Below are 17,972 nucleotides of genomic sequence, written 5' to 3' on the forward strand. Positions count from 1 at the left end.
CGGACGCGCTGCCCCGTGGCGTGATGCCTGGACCCGCCTCGAAGGGGAGCTGACCGCTACCCGCGGAGCTCCTGGGTGCAGCACTTCGCCCCGCCGCCCGCCTTGCGGAACTCCGAGAGATCCACGGGAATGGGCTCGTAACCGTGCGCCGCGACGCTCTCCATGAGGCCCGTCGCGTCCTGCGCCATCACCACATGGCGGCCGTCCGATATGGAGTTGAGCCCGAACGCCAGCGCGTCCTCTCGGGTGGATATGACGGCGTCGGGGAAGAGCTTCCTGAGGACCTGCTGGCTGCCGTTCGAGAAAGCGCCCGGATAGTAGGCGATGTTGCTGTCGTCGAGCGCGAACAACGCCGTGTCCAGATGGTAGAAATGCGGATCCACCAGATGCAGGCTCACGGTCGGCGTGCCGAAGAATTCCTGCGCCTCGTGGTGAGCCGCGGGGAGGGTGCGAAAGCCCGTACCCGCGAGAATGAACCCGCCGACCGGGGTGAAGTCACCTTCCCCTTCGCACGTGTGGGACGGAACGAGCGTCTCGAAACCCGCGTCTTCGAACCAGGTCCGGTAGTGGCCGGCCTCCGGCTGCCGCTGCGGTGCGTGGAATTGCGCGCCGAATGCCCGGCCGTCCAGAACGAGCGCCGAATTGGCCGCGAACACCATGTCGGGAAGATCCGCGACCGGCTCCACCGTCTCGACGGTATGCCCCAGCTCGCGATACAGGGATACGAGCGCGTCCCACTGCTTATGGGCCAGCGGGACGTCGACCGGCTCCAGTGAAGTCATCCAGGGGTTGATGGCGTACCGGACGTCGAAGTGCTCCGGAGGGCAGACAAGGTACCGGCGCTGCTTCGCAGTTCGGGTGGGCGGCATCCTCGGCTTCCTTTCCTCGGACGGGGGATGCTCACCACGCTAGAGAGAGGTGACGCACAGCAACAAGACGAATGAGTTGCGTGCACTCGCAACTATGTTGCGTTTCCGGGGCCCGGAGCGACTACTTGTTACGTCATCTCCGGCGAGATGCGTCCGGATCCGGCCTCGGGGCTGCTCGGCAGCAGGTGGGTGAGCACGATGAAGCTGTTGGTGGCCTTCACGAAGGACTCCGACCGGATGCGTTCCAGGACGTCCTCGAAGTGCGCCACATCCAGCGCCCTGATGTGCAGGATCGCATCCGCCCGGCCCGTCACCGTCACGGCCGACTGGATCTCGGGGTGATTGCGGACCACCTCCGCCAGCCTTCGCGGCGGAGCGGCGTCGTCGCAGAACACCTCCACGTACGCCTCGGTGTGCCAGCCCAGCGCCGAGGGTTTCACCACGGTGGTGAAACCGGCGATCACCTCTTGCTCCCGCAGCCGGTCGACCCGGCGTTTCACGGCGGGCGCCGAGAGGCCGATGGACACACCGATCTCCCGCAGACTCGCGCGCGCATCGGCCATCAGCGCCGCGATGATCTTACGGTCGAGTTCGTCGAGCTCAGCTCCGCGCCGGGACATGAGGCAGCTCCTTTCGGTCCGCGGTGATCCTGTCACCCGGCGCTGCGTGGCGCCCGCGGGGCACTGCCTTCGGTCTGTGCGAGATCAACGGTATTACGGCGACCTACCAGGGCACGGCCAAGATGAACGGGCTGCGGCGCGAGGACCTGGACGCACTGTTCCCCGGGCTGCTGGACAGCGTGCTCGTGGCGGCGGAGGGTCAGGCGAAACGCCTCTCCAGCCCGTCCGGCGTGTGAGGGCATGCGGCCGAAGGCCGCCCCCGTCGGCGTCACCCGCCCCGCACGTCCGCCGCCGTCAACAGCCCCGACCAGTCAGGGATCTTGACGGACCGCCGCCCCAGCGTCCGCCCCAGCGCCGCCTCGGCCACCTCGATCGCCAGCCAGCCCGGCCACTGGACGGGACGGTGCCCGGACTCCCGCAGCACGGCGAGCGGATCCGCCGCGACCGGGCGCAGTGCCAGCGCCGCCGCGTCGTCGAGCAGTGAGTTCACGGTCTCCTTGGCGCACGGCCTGTTCGTGCCGATCACCCCGGTGGGCCCCCGCTTGATCCAGCCCGCCACGTACTCGCCGGGCGAAGCAACCCCGTCCCGGAGCACCCGGCCGGCGGCATGCGGCACCGTGCCGTGGCGCTCGTCGAAGGGCAGCCCGGGCAGCGGCACACCGCGGTAGCCGACCGCCCGCAGCACCAGGTGCGCCTCGATCTCCTCGTACGCCCCGGTGCCCCGCACGCCCCCCTCGCCGTCCGGAACGGTGCGCTCGAACCGTACGCCGCCGACCCGCCCCATCCGCTCCAGCAGCGCCACCGGGCGCAGGAAGAACCGCAGATGGATGCGCCGCTCCCGGCCCTGGGAAGGCTGCGCGGCCCAGCCGCGTACGACATCGAGGTTGCGCCGGTTGACCGCGGGCAGCGCGGCCGCGGCCGAGGCGTCCTCGTACGCCGGATCCAGGGCCAGGTCATCGGGCTCGACCAGCACGTCCGCCGAGGGCAGCGTGCCCAGTTCCCGCAGCTCCTTGGTGGTGAACTTCGCCTGCGAGGGTCCGCGCCTGCCCACCATGTGCACCTCGCGCACCTGGCTGAGCGCGAGCGCTCCGAGCGCCGCCTGCGGAACGTCGGTGGGGCGCAGCTCGTCCGCGCCCCGCGCCAGGATGCGGGCCACGTCGACGGCCACGTTCCCGACGCCGATCACGACGGCCGAACGGGCCGCGAGCGCAAAGCCGTTGCCCGCCGCGTCGGGGTGCGCGCTGTACCAGGACACGAAGTCGGTGGCCGAGTGACTGCCCGGCAGATCCTCGCCGGGAATGCCGAGCCTGCGGTCCTTGGCGGCCCCTACGCAGTACACGACCGCGTGATAGAGCTCCAGGAGCTGCTCCGGCCCGAGCCCGTGCGCCCCGACCTCCACATTGCCGATGAAGTCGATCCGGTCGTCCTCCAGCACGGTGCGGAGATTGTTCTGCAGCGACTTGATCTTCTCGTGGTCGGGCGCGACCCCGTAGCGCACGAGTCCGTAGGGGCAGGGGAGCCGGTCGAGCACGTGGACCCGCACATCGGGCACCCGGCTCTGCTGGACGAGATCCTGCGCGGCGTAGACCCCGCTGGGTCCCGATCCGACAACGGCGACGCGAAGCACAGCTGCGCTCCTTCCCGCAGGGGACTCCAGCATCGCACCGGGGTGCGGGGCTGGGGAGATGAGCTGACGGGGTGCCTTGGTGCGGTGCGGCGTGCGTGCCGCGGGGAAAGCTGACCATTTGGCTGGTTACGTGTTAATTGTGCAAGAAACTACGTTTCTTACCAGTAATGATCAGTATGACCCGATTGGGGTGCTGCCATACCCGCCCGCCTGGGAGCTGCAAGGCGCCGGGAGGGTCACCTCGGAGCCCGGGGGTCACGAGATCCGGCCGCCCTGGTTCAACGTCCGGCTGGCCTTCGCCGACGGCGCCCGCATCGATGTACTCGCCGTCGTCGACGACGGGCGGATCGCCATCGAGGACCTGCGGGCCGATCCGCCGCTGCCCCTGGAGAGCCTTGCGGTGCTCGCCGACCGGATCGAGGAGCCCCTCGAAGACGCCTGTGGGGTCACCGAGCGGCAGCCCGAACCGCCGGTCGAGGCGGCACCCTCGCGCGGCTCCGCAGCCCGCCGTCGGCGGCCCCGGCCCGTCGTGGTGCGTGGCAGCGCCGGCCGGCGGCTCGCGGCCGACGCCTACCGGGCCGCGCAGCTGGAGGGGCGCGACCCCGTGCTCGCTGTGATGGCTGTGACCGGGCGCAGTCGCCGCAAATCGCTCCGGCTCATCGCGGGCGCCCGGGACGAGGGCTATCTCGCGCCCCGCCACAACCGCCGCCGGACCCCGTGAGCCCCGGGCCCCTCGCAACTGTCCGTCACATCGAGCGCATCCGGTTGATCTCGCTGGTCTGCTGGGCGATCACATCGTTGGCCATCTCCTCGATCAGGACGTTGTTGCCGTCCGAGAGGACCTCGGTGGCCATGGTGAGCGCGCCTTGGTGGTGAGTGATCATCAGTTTCAGGAAGAGTTGGTCGAAGGCGGTGCCCTTCGCGGCGCGCAGCTGGGCGAGTTGGGTGGCGGTGGCCATCCCCGGCATCGCCGCGTGAGCGTGGTCGTGGCCGCCCGATCCCCCCTTGCCCTTGTCCCCTCCGTTGGTTTTCAGCCAGCCCGCCATCGCGCCCATCTCCGGCTTCTGCGCGGCCGCTATGCGCTCCGCCAGCCGCTTGACCTGCGTGGATCCCGCCCGCTCCGGTGCCAGGGCGGTCATCTGCAGTGCCTGGCCGTGGTGCGTGATCATCATCTGCGCGTAGGAGAAGTCCGCCGAGTTGGGGGAGTCGTCGGGGGCGGCCTTCGCGGCCTCGTCGGCGGAGAGTGTCCTGGCCGGTTCGCCCGGCTTGCCCGGCGCCACCACTGACGGTCCGGCATCCCCCTTGGCCTTGGCCGGAGCGTCGGAGTCCGACTCGCAGGCGCCCAGGGCGAGTACGGCGGCAGCGACCGCGGCAGCGACGACCGGCCTGCGGACACGCGCGGTCCTGTGACGGTTCAACACGGTGACCTCCTGTGGCACTTGGGGTATTCGGGGACCGTCTTAGCACTCTTCCGCACGCGGATGATCAAAAACTTTCATTACGTCTCTGTTGCCATCTGTTGAGATGTACATGGAAAGGAACATACTGCCGGGGTCCGTGAACCGTTCAACTGCGAACGGATACAAGGGAGGACACGCAGTGACCCTGTTGCACACCACCCGAGTGCGGCGCAGACGGCTGGGCGTGGCGGCAGCCGCGGCCGGGCTCCTCGCCACCCTGCTGACGGCCGGACCCGCGGCCGCCACGCCGGACCCTGGGGACACCCCCGCCCAGGCAGCGATCTCATCGGAGCAGGCCGCCGATACCAAGTCGGCCATCGCGAGCGGCGAGATACCCCCTGTGGACGCGGTCGTCCACAGCGACAACATCGAACACCTCGTCAACATCCCCAAGGACGCCCTCAAGGGCACCAACTCGGACCTGGCCTTCCAGGGCAAGTACGCCTACGCGGGCAACTACGACGGCTTCCGGATCTTCGACATCAGCAACCCGAAGGCCCCCACGACGGTCGCGCAGGTCCTGTGCCCGGGATCGCAGAACGACGTCACCGTCTCCGGCGACCTGCTCTTCCTCTCCACCGACTCCTCGCGCAGCGACAATTCCTGCAGCAGCACCACGCAGCCCGCGACGGAGAAGTCGTCCTGGGAGGGCATGAAGATCTTCGACATCAGCGACAAGCGCAACCCGAAGTACGTCGCGGCAGTCGAGACCGCGTGCGGCTCCCACACGCACACCCTGGTGCCGAAGCGCCGCAACGTCTACATCTACGTGGCCTCGTACTCGCCCAACGCCACCTTCCCGGACTGCCAGCCGCCGCACGACGGGATCTCCGTCATCAAGGTGCCGCGCAGGGCCCCCGAGAAGGCGGCCGTCGTCAACTTCCCGGTGCTCTTCCCGGGCGAGGGCCCCGACGGCGGCGGAAACCCCGGCTCACCCACCAACCCGGGCGTTTCCAAGACCACCGGCTGCCACGACATCACGGTGCTCCCCTCCAAGGACCTGGCCGCCGGCGCCTGCATGGGTGACGGCATCCTGTTCGACATCGAGGATCCGGAGCACCCGAAGGTCATCGACCAGGTGCAGGACAATGTGAACTTCGCGTTCTGGCACTCGGCGACCTTCAACCAGAAGGCCAACAAGGTCATCTTCACCGACGAGCTCGGCGGCGGCGGCGCGGCCACCTGCAACGCCGCGATCGGTCCGAACCGCGGCGCCGACGGCATCTACGACATCGTCGGCAGGGGCGAGAACCGCAAGCTCGTCTTCCGCAGCTACTACAAGATCCCCCGGCACCAGGCGGACACCGAGAACTGCGTCGCCCACAACGGCTCGCTGATCCCGGTCAAGGGCCGCGACATCATGGTCCAGGCCTGGTACCAGGGTGGCGTCTCCGTGTGGGACTTCACCAACTCCAGCAAGCCCAAGGAGATCGCCTACTTCGAGCGTGGCCCGCTCAGCGCGGACACGATGGTGACCGGCGGCTCCTGGTCGGCGTACTACTACAACGGCTACATCTACTCGAACGACATCGCCAAGGGCTTCGACGTGCTGAAGCTCGACGACCGGCGGACGGATCCGGCGAAGCGGGTGCGGATGGACGAGCTCAATGTCCAGACCCAGCCCGACTACTTCGACGACTTCGACCGCGACTGAGCAAGCGGCTCGAGAACGGTGTCATCAAGTGTTCCGCCGGGCGGCTCGTCGTCCGGCGGAACGCCGAGTTCCCACTCCAGCCCGTAGCGCTGGAACAGCTCCGCGCGCAGCCGCGACGGCGGCATCGGCACGCCGGGCAGCAGGATTGCGAAGACCGCCCCCATCAGCAGCGCCCGCAGCAGCGGATAGTCGACCTCGACGTTCTGCGATCCGTACCGCTCCACCGTGTCGCGCAGCAGCGCCGCCAGCCGCTGCTGCTCCGGGCACTGCCTGAACCCGTCGGCCTGCAGCACCCCCGACATGTGCGTACGCATCAGTACGGGATGGTCGACCGCAAGCCCGAGAATCCCGTCGATCGCCCGCGCCAGCCGCTCCCGTCCGTCGTCGGTGCGGGGCTCGCGCTCCAGTGCCGCATCGAGGGTGAGATGCATCAGGCGATGCACGGCCGACTGCAGGAGCTGTCGTTTGCCCGGGAAGTAGTACGAGACCAGGCCGCGCGCCGAGCCCGCTCTGTCGGCGATGTCGCCGAGCGTCGTGGCTTCGTATCCGCGCTCTCCGACCAGCTCCACGGTTGCCTGGAGAAGCCGCTCCCGGGAACGCCGACGAAGCTCTTCATTGACCGATGCGCTCCGCGGGGACATGCTTAACTCCTGCGTTGACTGGCTCCGAGCCAGTATACTCAACGTGTCCCGCTGGGAGGCTTTCAGGGCCTGATCAGCGGCGGTGCTGCCCGAACCGGGCGACGCGGGGGATCGTCCGGTTCGGGTGGCTTTGGCGTGTCTTCAGAGTGCTCCTGTGGGCCGTTTTGTCGCCTTTCGTGATCCTGTGGCCCTTTCACTCCACGAGTCCGAGTACCGGGCGCAGGCCCGCCGGCCGCTCCTCGACCGGAAGATGGTCCACGAAGTGGACAGCGCATCCCAGATCCGCGGCCCCGCCGTCCGCGCGCCGGTCGTCGCCGACCATCAGGACATCGGCCGGGTCCTGGCCCAGTTTCTCGCAGGCCGCGCGGAAGAGCCGTACGTCCGGCTTCTGTACTCCGTGCTCGTACGACAGCACATACGCGTCCACCCACGGGTCGAGGCCATGGGCACGGAAGACGGGCCGCGGGTCCCAGCCGATGTTGCTGACCACCGCGATGCCCGCGCCCCGCTCCCGCAGCGTGCGCAGCACCTCGGCCGCGTCGGGGTAGGGGCGCCAGGCGGCGGGTGTCATATGACGTTCGTAGAGCGCGTCGTACAGACCCGGGTCGGGCAGCGCCACCTGGCGGGCGAGCCCGGTGTAGGCGGCGCGGTGCCGCTCCGCGCTCTCGTCGCGGGTCGCCCACAGTTCGGCAAGGTGGGAGGGCATCCGCTGCGGGTACGAACCGCCCGGCAGCGCCCCGGCGGCCGCCAACTGCTCGGCGTACCGGGCCAGTTCGGCCTCGGACAGACGGCTGCCGCGTTCGTCCAGGACCGTCTGCAGCCAGTCCCGCACCGGCTCGATACAAAAGAGGGTTCCGGAGAAGTCGAAGAGCACACCCTTGATCGCCATGACCGCGATCCTTCCGGGATCAGCGTTCCCGGGACAAGACCACACGCTCGTACGCCGCGATGGCAAGGGCCACCCAGCAGGCGCCGAGCAGCCAGCCGCCGAGTACGTCGGAGGGCCAGTGCACGCCGAGGTAGAGCCGGGTGAAACCCACCCCTGCGACGGACACGGCCGCGGCCACGACACTCACCTTCCAGAGCAGGCCCCGGCCTCCGTACCGCCTGAGCAGCCACAGCAGCAGCCCGCAGCTGACCATGGCCGTCATCGCATGGCCCGAGGGGAAGGCCGCGTAGTGCGCCGTGTCGACCGCATCGGACCACCGCGGCCGCTCGCGGCCGACGGCGGCCTTGAGCCCCTGCTGGACTTGGGTGCCCACCGCGCTCGTCAGCGCGATCCACGCGGCGAGCAGCCACTGTCTGCGCCACAGCAGCCACAGGACCGCGACGGCGATCAGCGCACGCATCGTCCACGGGTCCCACACCCAGTCCGTGAGCACCCGGTTGACCCGGGTCAGCCCCGGCTCGGCCACCGCCGAACGGTGCAGTGCGTCCGCGATCGCCCGGTCGAAGGAGATGAGGGGCGCCCACGAGATCGCGACCAGGGTCAGCAGCAGCGCCGCGAGGGCGCCGAACACCGCGGCCGCACGGGCGGCTGCCGAGAACGGGACGGGCGCCGGTGGGGTGGGGTGTGCTGGGCGCGGGAGGTGCATGGGGAAGATCTTCGCCGCCGACGGCCGCGTACGGCTATCCCAGCGCGCGCAGTCCGGGCACGAATGCCACCAGGAGCGGGACCACCGGAACCAGCGCGGCGGCCGCCGTCAGCCGCAGCCGCCGGCCCGCGGTCAGCCGCGGCACCGGCGTGAGCAGCCGGTTCACCCGCTGCGGCAGCTGGGCGTCCGGGGTGGGGCAGGGCCCGAACACCCCACGGTCCTCGTTGAGTTCGACCAGTGCCAGCGCGATCGTCAGCCGGCCGAAGCGCCGGGAGGCGACATCGTCGGCAGCCAGCTCGACCAGGCGGTGCATCTCGTCGCGGAACGCCGCGAACACCGGGATCTGCGGAAAGCCGCATGCGAGCGCGGCGGAACAGTGCAGCAGCCAGTCGTGCCTGGCTCGCGCGTGCCCCTGCTCGTGCGCCAGTACGGCATCGAGCCGGCGGCCCTTCAGTCGACGCAACGCGGCCGTGGTGATGACCAGTTGGGGCGCCGCTCCCGGCAGCCACCAGGTGTCGGGCCGCTCGCCCTCGAGGACGACGAGCGGTTCGCTGCCCGGTTCCTCGCCCGGCATCAGGGGGGAGCGCACGAGCAGTTCCGTGCGCCGCCGCTTGCGCCGGACACGGGACCGGTAGATCTCCCGGGTGAGCATTGCGCCGGTCCACAGCCCGCAGGCGGCCAGGATCACGGCGAGGACGGCGGAGTACGGTTCCCCCGCGCCGAGGGCGTACGCCTCCATCACGCGGTGCGGCGCGGACGCGAAGACCTGGCCGCGTACGAGCTGCCAGGCCGCTGCCGCGCTGAAGGTCATGGAGAGGGCGAAGCAGAGCAGTACGGCCGCCACCACGCACTGCCAGACCCACAGTGCCACCACGGGCTCCCGCTCCGGCCAGTCGGCGCGCGACACGAGTCGCGGTGCCACGACGGCGGCCAGTGCGCCGAGAGCCAGCAGCACGAGGGAGACCAACATGGTGTCAGCCTATGAGCGCGGGGCTACCTGCGGGTATGGCCGCGGGTCCCAAGTGACGTACGACACGGTTTCGGTCCCGTGTGCCCGCGGAGGCTCACAGAGGCGAGACTCAGAGTGTGAGCAGCATCGCCAGCATGGCGAGGCCCATCGCGAGCCTGCAGGCCGGCGCCAGTTCGGGACGGTCACCCCAGGGGATGGCTGCCGCACCGCCCGCGGGGGGTGCCAGGGGCACCAGCCGGACGCCCGAGCGCAAGACGTACATGGTGTAGTACGCCAGCAGTCCGCCGGTGAGCAGCGGGATTCCGGCGGCCGGATGCCCGGCGTGAGCGGCGCCGGACGGCATGGCCACCGCCATATAGACCATCGCGAGCGAGCCGACGAGATGGTGCAGATGGTGGGTGCCGCGTCGGGAGGGCAACAGGGCGCGCAGCGCGGCGGCGCCGAACACCGTCGCGTACATCACCCACACCCACCGGGGCAGCGCGAACACGGCAGCCGGCACCGCCATCGCCGCCATCCCCAGCCCCATCAGGGCATCGCCGCCGGCCGCCTCGCGCGCCTGGCCGGAGCAACTGCGCATCCGCACCAGGCAGTAGGCGCCGGTCGCCCCGCACAGGGTCACGAGCAGCCAGCCGGACACCGCGGGTCCGTGCACGGCGTACCTCCCCCTCAGACGGCGTCAAGGGGTCGATGCCCGGCTCCTGAGAGGCCTACGCGAGCGCACGGGGGTGCGCAGGGAGCATGGACGGTGGTGCGAGCGGGCGCACGCGGCCGTCAGGGGCGATGGCGCAGCGGATGATCGGCGGGGACCTCGACGATCGCGATCCGGTGCCCGTCCGGGTCGGCGATCCACATCTCGATCAGCCCCCACGGCTCACGCACCGGCGGCCGCAGCACCTCGACGCCGAGCCCGGAGAGCTCGGCGTGCACGGCGGCCGCGTCCTCGACCTGGAGCCACAACCGCACGGTTGGTGACGGAGCGTCCGCCGAGCGCCCCGACACCTCCAGAAAACCGCCGCCGAGGAAGTAGACCGTGCCCCGCTCGGGGCCGGTGCCGAACTCGCGGTAGACCGGCAGGCCGAGCGTCTGCCCGTAGAAACGCCGGGACCGCTCGGGGTCGGCGGGGCGCAGGAGGATCCGGCTGCTGAGCACATGAACCATGGCCGAACCCTAGGGCCTGTCGTTTGGATCTTGCCGGGCTCGCGTGCCCTGGCACGCACTCCCCCGTAGCCCTTCGGGCACGGGAGGTGCCCCCATGCTGCGTTGCGTCAGTCGCCGACGCTCCGCGTGGGCTCCTTCCTCCGCCTTGCGATCGCACGCACCAGACCCCGCTCACTGATCCGGCCTGATCCCAACGACAGGCCCTAGGTCCTTCCGGTCGACGAGCCCGGCAAGATCGGCCGGACAGGGCCTGGATCAGGAGGGCCGGGTTAGTCTCGGGACACCTGTAGACAGTCGAGAGGGGAGCCCACCTCATGGACACCGCACCACTCCGGGACTCCGGCGAGCTCACCTACCGTGACGCGGTCGAGGCCGATGTGCCGGCGCTCGTCCCGCTGATCGAGTCCGCGTACCGAGGTGACGCGAGCCGGACCGGCTGGACCACCGAGGCGGACATACTCGACGGCCGGCGCACCGACCCGGAAGGCGTCCTTGAGGTCATCACCGCCTCCGGCAGCACCCTGCTCGTCGTGGAGCGCGACGGTGAGCTGATCGCCTGCTGCCAGCTCGAACACCGCGGCGAGGCCGCCTACTTCGGTATGTTCGCCGTCCGCCCCGGGCTGCAGGGCGGGGGCCTCGGCCGGCGGATCATCGCCGAGGCGGAGCGCAGTGCGCGCGAGCGCTGGGGTGTGAGCGAGATGCACATGACCGTGATCTCGGTACGGGACGAGCTGATCGCCTGGTACGAGCGGCGCGGTTACCGCCGTACGGGAAAGCTGACCCCTTTCCCGTACGGCGACGAGCGCTTCGGCATCCCGCAGCGCGACGATCTCGCCTTCGAGCTCCTGGTGAAGGACCTGCCGTAGAGGGCTTCAGGCCGTGAAGCGGCCGGTGCGCCGGATCTCGGGGAAGTCGGTGGTCGCGCCGTCGAGTTCGAGGGCGCGCACCAGCCGCAGATGGTCCTGGGTGTTCACGACCCAGCCGATGACCTGAAGTCCCTCGGCGTGCGCGTGCTCGACGGTCTCCAGGGTCAGCCTGCGGATGTTCAGCGCGAGCGCGGCAGCGCCGACGGTCTTCGCGCGGTCAGCGATGTCGGCGCCCCAGCGGCTGGCGACCAGCACGGTCCGTACGCCCGGCACCATGCCCGCGATCTCGGCGATCGCGTCGTCGTGGAAGGAGGACACCTCGACACGGTGGACGAGATCGCGGCGGAGCATCACCTCCGCGAGCACCCGGGCGGCGGCCACATCCTTGATCTCCACCTGGAGGGGGGCCCGTACGGCGTCGAGGACCTCGTCGAAGACCGGCACCCGCTCGCCCCCGCCCGCGTCGAGCTCCCGCAGCTCGGCGAGGGTCTTGTCGGCGATCGGTCCGTTTCCGTCGGTCGTACGGTCCACGTCCGCGTCGTGCATGACGACGAGCGCGCCGTCCTTGCTGAGATGCAGATCCAGTTCGATGGCGTCCATGCCGGACTGTTCGGCACGGATGAAGGAGCGCAGGGTGTTCTCCGGCTCGACGCCCATGACCCCGCGATGACCGATGGTGAGGAAAGTCAAGATTCTCTCGCTTCCGTCGACTGCGGCTCCCGCGCGGCGCATCCCGGCAGCCGCACGGCAAGCTCGCAGCCTAATGGCCCGCCTGCGCGATGGAACCGCTCGCGCGCGGGGGAGTGGAGTGCTCCGCTCTGCCCACCGCGCCGCCTGGGGGCCCGTCGGCGCCGCAGCGGCGTGAACCGTGTCACCCGCCCGTGGGCGCGTCATGCCCGGGTTGACGGGCGCTCGCCGCAAAACCTCCGGTGATCATGTGGTGGGGCAGGATAATTTCCCAAAGCTTCACTTGTACGGGAGAACCATGCACAGATACGGTGTCTTGACGCGAGGTTCTCCTGTGGAGGAAGTGACATGACGGAAATTCTTGTGCAGGATCCAGCAGTAGGGGGCATACCGAATGCTGCCCCGGTGATGGAGCACCCGGCCTGGCCGAAGCTCAAGAGTGCCGTCGAGGAGATCCGCCCCTGGCAGTCCAAGGACGGCTCGATCGACTTCGACGCCGGTGGCGCCCCCGCCCGGGTCACCGTGGAAGCCGCGCTCGACCGCGTGATCGACGCCGTGGAAGAGCTGTCCCCACTGCTGCCGCACGATGCCGCCTACCACCGCGCGCTCGTCGCCGATCTGCACAAGTGGGCCGACAGCTCCTTCACCGTCCCCGACTTCCTGGACTCACTGCTCGCCTTCCAGCCGGCCGCCGGCCGTGTCGACGGACTGCAGCACCTGGTCCTCTTCCCCATGTACACGCAGAACGGCAACCCGGACCGCAACTTCGAAGCGGTCGTGCTGCGCATGGTCTGGCCCGAGTGGCTCGCCGAGCTCGAGCGCACCCGCTACGACAACCCCCTCTTCTGCGGCATCACCTTCGAGGACTTCACCGCGGGCTACGACACCAACTCCGCGGTGCTCTTCCCGGAGACGATCGCCGTGCGCGAGGCCCCCGAGCGCTTCACCTGGGGCGGCATCTTCTGCGACCGCGAGGCGGCCCGCTTCCGCGCCGTCACCGAGGAGGCCGTGCACGTCCTCGGTCTCGAACTCCCCGAGGACATCAGCGAGATGGTCGCCGACCAGTCGCGCTGCGAGCAGGCCTTCGTGCTCTGGGACATGGTCCACGACCGCACCCACAGCCATGGCGACCTGCCCTTCGACCCCTTCATGATCAAGCAGCGCCAGCCGTTCTGGATGTACGGCCTGGAGGAGCTGCGCTGCGACCTCACCGCCTTCAAGGAGGCCGTGAAACTGGAGGCCGAGGGCAACGGGCACGGCCGCGACGTGCAGTACGCGGTGCTCTTCGACCGGATGTTCCGCTTCCCGGTCTCCGGCGACCGGGTGCGCAACTACGACGGTCTCGGCGGCCAGCTGCTCTTCGCGTACCTCCACAAGCACGAAGTGGTGCGCTGGACCGACAACAAGCTGAAGATCGACTGGGACCGCGCCCCGCAGGTCACCAACGAACTCTGCGCCGAGATCGAGAAGCTCTACCGCGACGGCATCGACCGTCCCAAGCTCGTGCACTGGTTCGCCGCGTACGACCTGGTCTCGACGTACCTCGCGCCGCACCCCGGCTCCCGCTGGGCCAAGGGTCCCGATGCTCTCGATCTGACGCAGCCGCCGCGCAAACTTGTCGACGACGTGCTTCCTGACGAGTTTCCGCTCAGCATGTTCTATGAGGCGCTCTCCAAGAAGCTGAAGAACGTGATCGCCTCCACCAAGGGGATCACCGCGGCGAGCGTCGAGCAGGCAGCCGCGTGAGCACTCGTACCCAGGAGGCCAGGTCTATGAACACGAACGGCAACGGGGCGCTGGACGGTGCCGTGATCGCGGTGGCCGGAGCGGCCGGTCCTGCGGGCCGCGCCACCCTGCTCAAGCTCGCCGACGCCGGGGCGATCGTCGTGGCCTCCGACGCGGACACAGCCCGCCTTGCCGAGGCGGTCGACGCCGCCCGGTACTCGCACGGCGGGGCGACCGTCACCGGCGACACGGTCGATCTGCTCGACCTGGCCGCGACGCGCGACTGGGTGAACCAGACCGAGAAGGAGTTCGGCCGCATCGACGGCCTGGTCCATCTCGTCGGCGGCTGGCGCGGCAGTGCCACCTTCGCCGAGACCGAACTGGCCGACTGGACCTTCCTGGAGAAGCTGCTGATCCGTACGGTCCAGCACACCTCCCTTGCCTTCCAGGAGCCGCTGCAGCGCAGCGACAGGGGCCGCTTCGTACTGGTCAGCCAGTCCGGGGCGACCAACCCCACCGAGGGCAACGCCGCCTACGCCGCCTCCAAGGCCGCAGCCGAGGCCTGGACGCTCGCCCTCGGCGACGCCTTCCGCAAGGCGGGGGGCGAGGACGGCCCGGCGGCCGCTGCTGTCATCCTGATCGTCAAGGCACTCGTGCACGACGCCATGCGCGCCGAGCGCCCGAACGCGAAATTCGCGGGCTTCACGGACGTGGCTGAACTGGCCGAGGCCATCGCCGGAGTCTGGGACCGGCCCGCCCGGGAAGCGAATGGACAGCGCCTGTGGCTGACCCCCAAGCCGTGACACCGCCGAAGACCGACGCCCGACGTCATCACGACCCAGCGGTACGGGGCTTCGCCAGCGACAACTACGCCGGCGCCCACCCCGAGATCCTGGCTGCGCTCGCGCTCGCCAACGGTGGTCACCAGGTCGCGTACGGTGAGGACGCGTACACCGAGCACCTCCAGCGGGTCATGCACAGCCACTTCGGCCCGACGGCCGAGGCCTTCCCGGTCTTCAACGGCACCGGCGCGAACGTCACGGCGCTCCAGGCGCTCACGGACCGCTGGGGCGCGGTGATCTGTGCCGAGTCGGCGCACATCAACGTCGACGAGGGCGGCGCGCCGGAGCGGATGGGCGGGCTGAAGCTGCTGACCGTACCGACGCCGGACGGCAAGCTCACGCCCGAGCTCATCGACCGGCAGGCGTGGGGCTGGGACGACGAGCACCGGGCGATGCCGCAGGTCGTGTCGATCACCCAGAACACCGAACTGGGCACGGTCTACACGGTGGAGGAGATCCGGGCGATCGTCGACCACGCCCACGGGCACGGCATGAAGGTCCATCTCGACGGGGCCCGGATAGCCAACGCGGCCGCGTCGCTGGATGTGCCGATGCGCGCCTTCACCAACGCCGTCGGCGTCGACGTCCTGTCCTACGGCGGCACCAAGAACGGCATGCTGTTCGGCGAGGCCGTGGTGGTCCTCAACCCGGACGCCGTGAGTCATATGAAGCATCTGCGGAAGCTGTCGATGCAGCTGGCCTCCAAGATGCGTTTCGTATCGGTGCAGTTGGAGGCGCTCCTCGCCCGTGATCTGTGGCTGCGCAATGCCCGGCACTCCAACGCCATGGCCCAGCGGCTGGCCGACGGCGTACGCACCGTGGACGGTGTGGAGATCCTTCATCCCGTCCAGGCCAACGCCGTCTTCGCGCGTCTGCCGCACGATGTGAGCGAGCGGCTGCAGAAGCGCTTCCGCTTCTACTTCTGGGACGAGGCGGCCGGCGATGTCCGCTGGATGTGTTCCTTCGACACCACCGAGGAGGACGTCGACTCCTTCGTCCAGGCTCTGAAGGAAGAGATGGCCCGCTGAGTCGAGCAATTGCATGGGTATGTGGCCGACCGGAAAGTCATTGACTTCCGGCCGGCCACTTCCTTAGGGTCGGCGAACATGGAGCTGATCCAGAACGTACCCCAAATCTCGGCCTATCTGGCCGCCGATGAGGTCGTCGACCATGGGCACCCGCTGGTTCGGGAGACCGCGGCCGACTTGAAAGTCGATACGCTCGACGCATACTCATACGCGAAAGCGGCCTTCGAGTTCGTGCGGGATGCCATTCCGCACTCCTGCGACACGGGGGACATGCGCGTCCCCTGGCGTGCATCCGACGTCCTCGCGCAGCGCACCGGCATCTGCTGTGCCAAGTCCCACGCGCTCGTCGCCCTGCTGCGCGCCGGGTCCATCCCCGCCGCCTTGTGCTACCAGCGCCTGAACGTCGTCCACGGTCTGGTCGCGCTGAAGCTTCCCGGCAGGGAGCGGTGGGCGCGGGTGGACCCCCGGGGCAACAAGGCCGGAATCGACGCGCAGTTCTCGCTCGAGCGGGAGCGTCTCGCCTATGAGGTGGAGCCTGAGTCCAATGAGATGAACTATCCGGTGCTCTATGATGTACCGCACCCGGCCGTGCTCGACGCCCTCAGGGCGGCGTCCGACCAGGACACCCTGTGGACCCTGTACCCAGCCGAACTGTGAGGCACGAAGAACCATGACGCTCACGCTCACCGTGTCCGACGAGGTCCGGGCGGTCGCGCCCGGCTTCACCCACGTCGCCGTCGAGGCCCGCGGTCTGGTCAACGGGCCCAGCAGCGCGGACAGTTCGGCGCTCCTCGACGACGCCGCCCGCAGGCTCGCAGAGCGGCTCGGCTCGCGCGCCCCGCACGAGGACCCGCACATCGCCGCCTGGCGCGAGGCGTACGCCGCCTTCGGCGCCAAGCCGTCGCGCACCCGTAACTCCGCCGAGGCGCTCGCGAGGCGCGCGCTCGCGGACGGCGGCCTGCCGCGGATCAATCTGCTGGTCGACGCCTACAACGCGGTCAGCGTGGCCCATCTGATCCCGGTCGGCGGCGAGGACACCGACCACATCAAGGGCGGGATGAGGCTGCTGCGCGCCACGGGCGATGAGCCGTTCGTCACCGTCGCGGGCGGCGAGGAGACCGTGGAGCATCCGGAGGCGGGCGAGGTCGTCTGGTGCGACGACGAGGGCGTCACCTGCCGGCGCTGGAACTGGCGTCAGGGCGTACGGACCCGGCTCACCGAACAGTCCGTGAACGCGCTGTTCCTTCTGGAGTCCATGGCCCCCATGACGATCGGCGAGCTCGGGGCCGCAGCCGCCGAACTCGCCGAGTCGCTGGAGAAGCTGAGTCCCGGGGCGCGGATCACGGTCCACCCGCCCCAGCCCCAGGTGTGACGTCTCAACCCGCCTCGCGGACCTCGGCGGGCGTCGGAGCCGTACCCCCGAGGTGCGCGGGCACCCACCAGGTGTCGCTCGCGTCCTTGGGGCGTACGGGATAGGCGCGCTGCGCCGCTTCCAGAAGCTCCTGCACCCGCTCGCGCAGCCGGCGCGTGATCGCGCCCGCGTACTGGTCGGCGGGAGCCTCCAGCGGCTCGCCCACTCGGATCGTCACCGGGATGTGGCTGCGCTTGAAGTTGCGCGGGCGGCCCTTGGTCCAGATCCGCTGAGTGCCCCACAGCGCCATCGGGATCAGCGGTACGCCGGCCTCCTGGGCGAGGCGGGCCGCACCCGACTTGAAGGACTTGAGGGTGAACGACTGCGAGATCGTGGCCTCGGGGAACACGCCGATGATCTCGCCGGCGCGCAGCGAGTCCAGCGCGTGCGCGTAGGCCTGCTCGCCCTGCTTGCGGTCCACCGGGATGTGCTTCATTCCGCGCATCAGCGGGCCGGAGATCTTGTGCCGGAAGACCGACTCCTTCGCCATGAAGCGCACCAGGCGCTTCTGGGGGAGCGCCGCGAGGCCGGTGAAGATGAAGTCCAGGTAGCTGATGTGGTTACTCACGAGCACAGCGCCGCCCGAGCGCGGGATGTTCTCCGAACCCTGAGTGTCGATCTTCAGGTCCAGCGCCTTGAACATGGTTCGAGCGGCGCCGATGACCGGCCGATAGACGAGCTCTGCCATCTGGAGAAGACCCTTCTGTTGTGCCCGGGGAGGGTTCTCCCGGCGGAAGTTACGCAGCCGTAGGTTTTCGGCATTGGGCAGATCGTGCCCCATGCGCGGCGTGCTGACCAGTCCTGGGGCCTTGGGCG

20 protein-coding genes and 1 pseudogene are annotated in these 17,972 nt (G+C 69.6%); 9 read left to right on the forward strand and 12 right to left on the reverse strand.

The window, feature by feature from the left end:
* Positions 1–56: 56 nt before the first annotated feature.
* Complete coding sequence (gene ddaH, locus OG905_RS34905; RefSeq protein ID WP_328680672.1) at positions 57–869, reverse strand: dimethylargininase; 813 nt, start codon at positions 867–869, stop codon at positions 57–59.
* Positions 870–997: 128 nt separating this feature from the next.
* Positions 998–1,489 (reverse strand): Lrp/AsnC family transcriptional regulator, encoded by a 492-nt coding sequence (locus OG905_RS34910; RefSeq protein ID WP_328680674.1) that lies wholly within the window; start codon positions 1,487–1,489, stop codon positions 998–1,000.
* A 101-nt stretch (positions 1,490–1,590) separates the two neighbouring features.
* Here OG905_RS34910 and OG905_RS34915 point away from each other — a divergent pair.
* Positions 1,591–1,725, forward strand: a pseudogene (locus tag OG905_RS34915) (transcriptional regulator); the annotation flags it as partial.
* A gap of 32 nt (positions 1,726–1,757) precedes the next feature.
* Here OG905_RS34915 and OG905_RS34920 read toward each other — a convergent pair.
* Entirely contained in the window at positions 1,758–3,116 is a 1,359-nt protein-coding gene (locus tag OG905_RS34920) for an FAD-dependent oxidoreductase (RefSeq protein ID WP_328680676.1), read from the reverse strand.
* Between the two features lie 193 nt (positions 3,117–3,309).
* Between OG905_RS34920 and OG905_RS34925 the strand changes: the two genes are divergently transcribed.
* On the forward strand, positions 3,310–3,837 hold the full coding sequence (locus OG905_RS34925; RefSeq protein ID WP_443044105.1) for a DUF6214 family protein: 528 nt from the start codon (positions 3,310–3,312) through the stop codon (positions 3,835–3,837).
* A 25-nt stretch (positions 3,838–3,862) separates the two neighbouring features.
* Here the strand turns inward: OG905_RS34925 and OG905_RS34930 are convergent, their stop codons facing one another.
* Positions 3,863–4,537 carry a DUF305 domain-containing protein gene (locus OG905_RS34930; RefSeq protein WP_328680678.1) on the reverse strand — a complete coding sequence of 225 codons (675 nt, stop codon included), beginning with the start codon at positions 4,535–4,537 and terminating at the stop codon, positions 3,863–3,865.
* A gap of 178 nt (positions 4,538–4,715) precedes the next feature.
* Between OG905_RS34930 and OG905_RS34935 the strand changes: the two genes are divergently transcribed.
* Complete coding sequence (locus OG905_RS34935; RefSeq protein ID WP_328680680.1) at positions 4,716–6,230, forward strand: LVIVD repeat-containing protein; 1,515 nt, start codon at positions 4,716–4,718, stop codon at positions 6,228–6,230.
* On the opposite strand, the gene OG905_RS34940 is transcribed toward OG905_RS34935, so the two are convergent.
* From OG905_RS34940 to OG905_RS34965, 6 genes are all read right to left on the reverse strand, one after another.
* Positions 6,203–6,871, reverse strand: a complete 669-nt coding sequence (locus OG905_RS34940) for a TetR/AcrR family transcriptional regulator (RefSeq protein WP_328680682.1) — start codon at positions 6,869–6,871, stop codon at positions 6,203–6,205. The genes OG905_RS34935 and OG905_RS34940 overlap by 28 nt on opposite strands.
* 193 nt (positions 6,872–7,064) lie before the next feature.
* Positions 7,065–7,760, reverse strand: coding sequence for an HAD family hydrolase (locus OG905_RS34945; RefSeq protein WP_328680684.1), 696 nt, complete (start codon positions 7,758–7,760; stop codon positions 7,065–7,067).
* A gap of 19 nt (positions 7,761–7,779) precedes the next feature.
* Positions 7,780–8,466, reverse strand: coding sequence for a phosphatase PAP2 family protein (locus OG905_RS34950; protein ID WP_328680686.1), 687 nt, complete (start codon positions 8,464–8,466; stop codon positions 7,780–7,782).
* 34 nt (positions 8,467–8,500) lie between these two features.
* The gene (locus OG905_RS34955) at positions 8,501–9,436 is read right to left on the reverse strand and encodes a M56 family metallopeptidase (RefSeq protein WP_328680687.1); all 936 of its coding nucleotides are present in this window, start codon (positions 9,434–9,436) and stop codon (positions 8,501–8,503) included.
* Positions 9,437–9,545: 109 nt separating this feature from the next.
* Positions 9,546–10,091 carry a DUF5134 domain-containing protein gene (locus OG905_RS34960; protein WP_328680689.1) on the reverse strand — a complete coding sequence of 182 codons (546 nt, stop codon included), beginning with the start codon at positions 10,089–10,091 and terminating at the stop codon, positions 9,546–9,548.
* Positions 10,092–10,210: 119 nt separating this feature from the next.
* A complete protein-coding gene (locus tag OG905_RS34965) occupies positions 10,211–10,597 on the reverse strand; it encodes a VOC family protein (protein ID WP_324989184.1) in 387 nt (128 codons plus the stop codon).
* Positions 10,598–10,911: 314 nt separating this feature from the next.
* Here OG905_RS34965 and OG905_RS34970 point away from each other — a divergent pair, with 314 nt between their 5' ends.
* Positions 10,912–11,463 (forward strand): GNAT family N-acetyltransferase, encoded by a 552-nt coding sequence (locus OG905_RS34970; RefSeq protein WP_328680691.1) that lies wholly within the window; start codon positions 10,912–10,914, stop codon positions 11,461–11,463.
* A 6-nt stretch (positions 11,464–11,469) separates the two neighbouring features.
* Here the strand turns inward: OG905_RS34970 and OG905_RS34975 are convergent, their stop codons facing one another.
* Complete coding sequence (locus tag OG905_RS34975; RefSeq protein WP_328680692.1) at positions 11,470–12,153, reverse strand: glycerophosphodiester phosphodiesterase; 684 nt, start codon at positions 12,151–12,153, stop codon at positions 11,470–11,472.
* 345 nt (positions 12,154–12,498) lie between these two features.
* Here OG905_RS34975 and OG905_RS34980 point away from each other — a divergent pair, with 345 nt between their 5' ends.
* The 5 genes from OG905_RS34980 to OG905_RS35000 all read left to right on the forward strand — a co-directional run bounded on the left by OG905_RS34980 (position 12,499) and on the right by OG905_RS35000 (position 17,117).
* Positions 12,499–13,896 carry a DUF6421 family protein gene (locus tag OG905_RS34980; RefSeq protein ID WP_328680693.1) on the forward strand — a complete coding sequence of 466 codons (1,398 nt, stop codon included), beginning with the start codon at positions 12,499–12,501 and terminating at the stop codon, positions 13,894–13,896.
* Between the two features lie 26 nt (positions 13,897–13,922).
* Positions 13,923–14,678: an SDR family NAD(P)-dependent oxidoreductase gene (locus OG905_RS34985; RefSeq protein WP_328680694.1), complete on the forward strand. Its 756-nt coding sequence runs from the start codon at positions 13,923–13,925 to the stop codon at positions 14,676–14,678.
* Positions 14,675–15,745: a threonine aldolase family protein gene (locus OG905_RS34990; RefSeq protein WP_443044106.1), complete on the forward strand. Its 1,071-nt coding sequence runs from the start codon at positions 14,675–14,677 to the stop codon at positions 15,743–15,745. Before OG905_RS34985 ends, OG905_RS34990 begins: the two co-directional genes overlap by 4 nt.
* 78 nt (positions 15,746–15,823) lie before the next feature.
* A complete protein-coding gene (locus OG905_RS34995; protein ID WP_328680696.1) occupies positions 15,824–16,402 on the forward strand; it encodes a transglutaminase-like domain-containing protein in 579 nt (192 codons plus the stop codon).
* 13 nt (positions 16,403–16,415) lie between these two features.
* The gene (locus OG905_RS35000) at positions 16,416–17,117 is read left to right on the forward strand and encodes a B3/B4 domain-containing protein (RefSeq protein WP_328680698.1); all 702 of its coding nucleotides are present in this window, start codon (positions 16,416–16,418) and stop codon (positions 17,115–17,117) included.
* A gap of 4 nt (positions 17,118–17,121) precedes the next feature.
* Here OG905_RS35000 and OG905_RS35005 read toward each other — a convergent pair whose 3' ends face one another.
* Positions 17,122–17,844 (reverse strand): lysophospholipid acyltransferase family protein, encoded by a 723-nt coding sequence (locus tag OG905_RS35005; protein WP_328680700.1) that lies wholly within the window; start codon positions 17,842–17,844, stop codon positions 17,122–17,124.
* Between the last annotated feature and the right edge of the window lie 128 nt (positions 17,845–17,972).

It is taken from the genome of Streptomyces sp. NBC_00322 (assembly GCF_036147535.1).
Classification (GTDB): Bacteria; Actinomycetota; Actinomycetes; order Streptomycetales; family Streptomycetaceae; genus Streptomyces.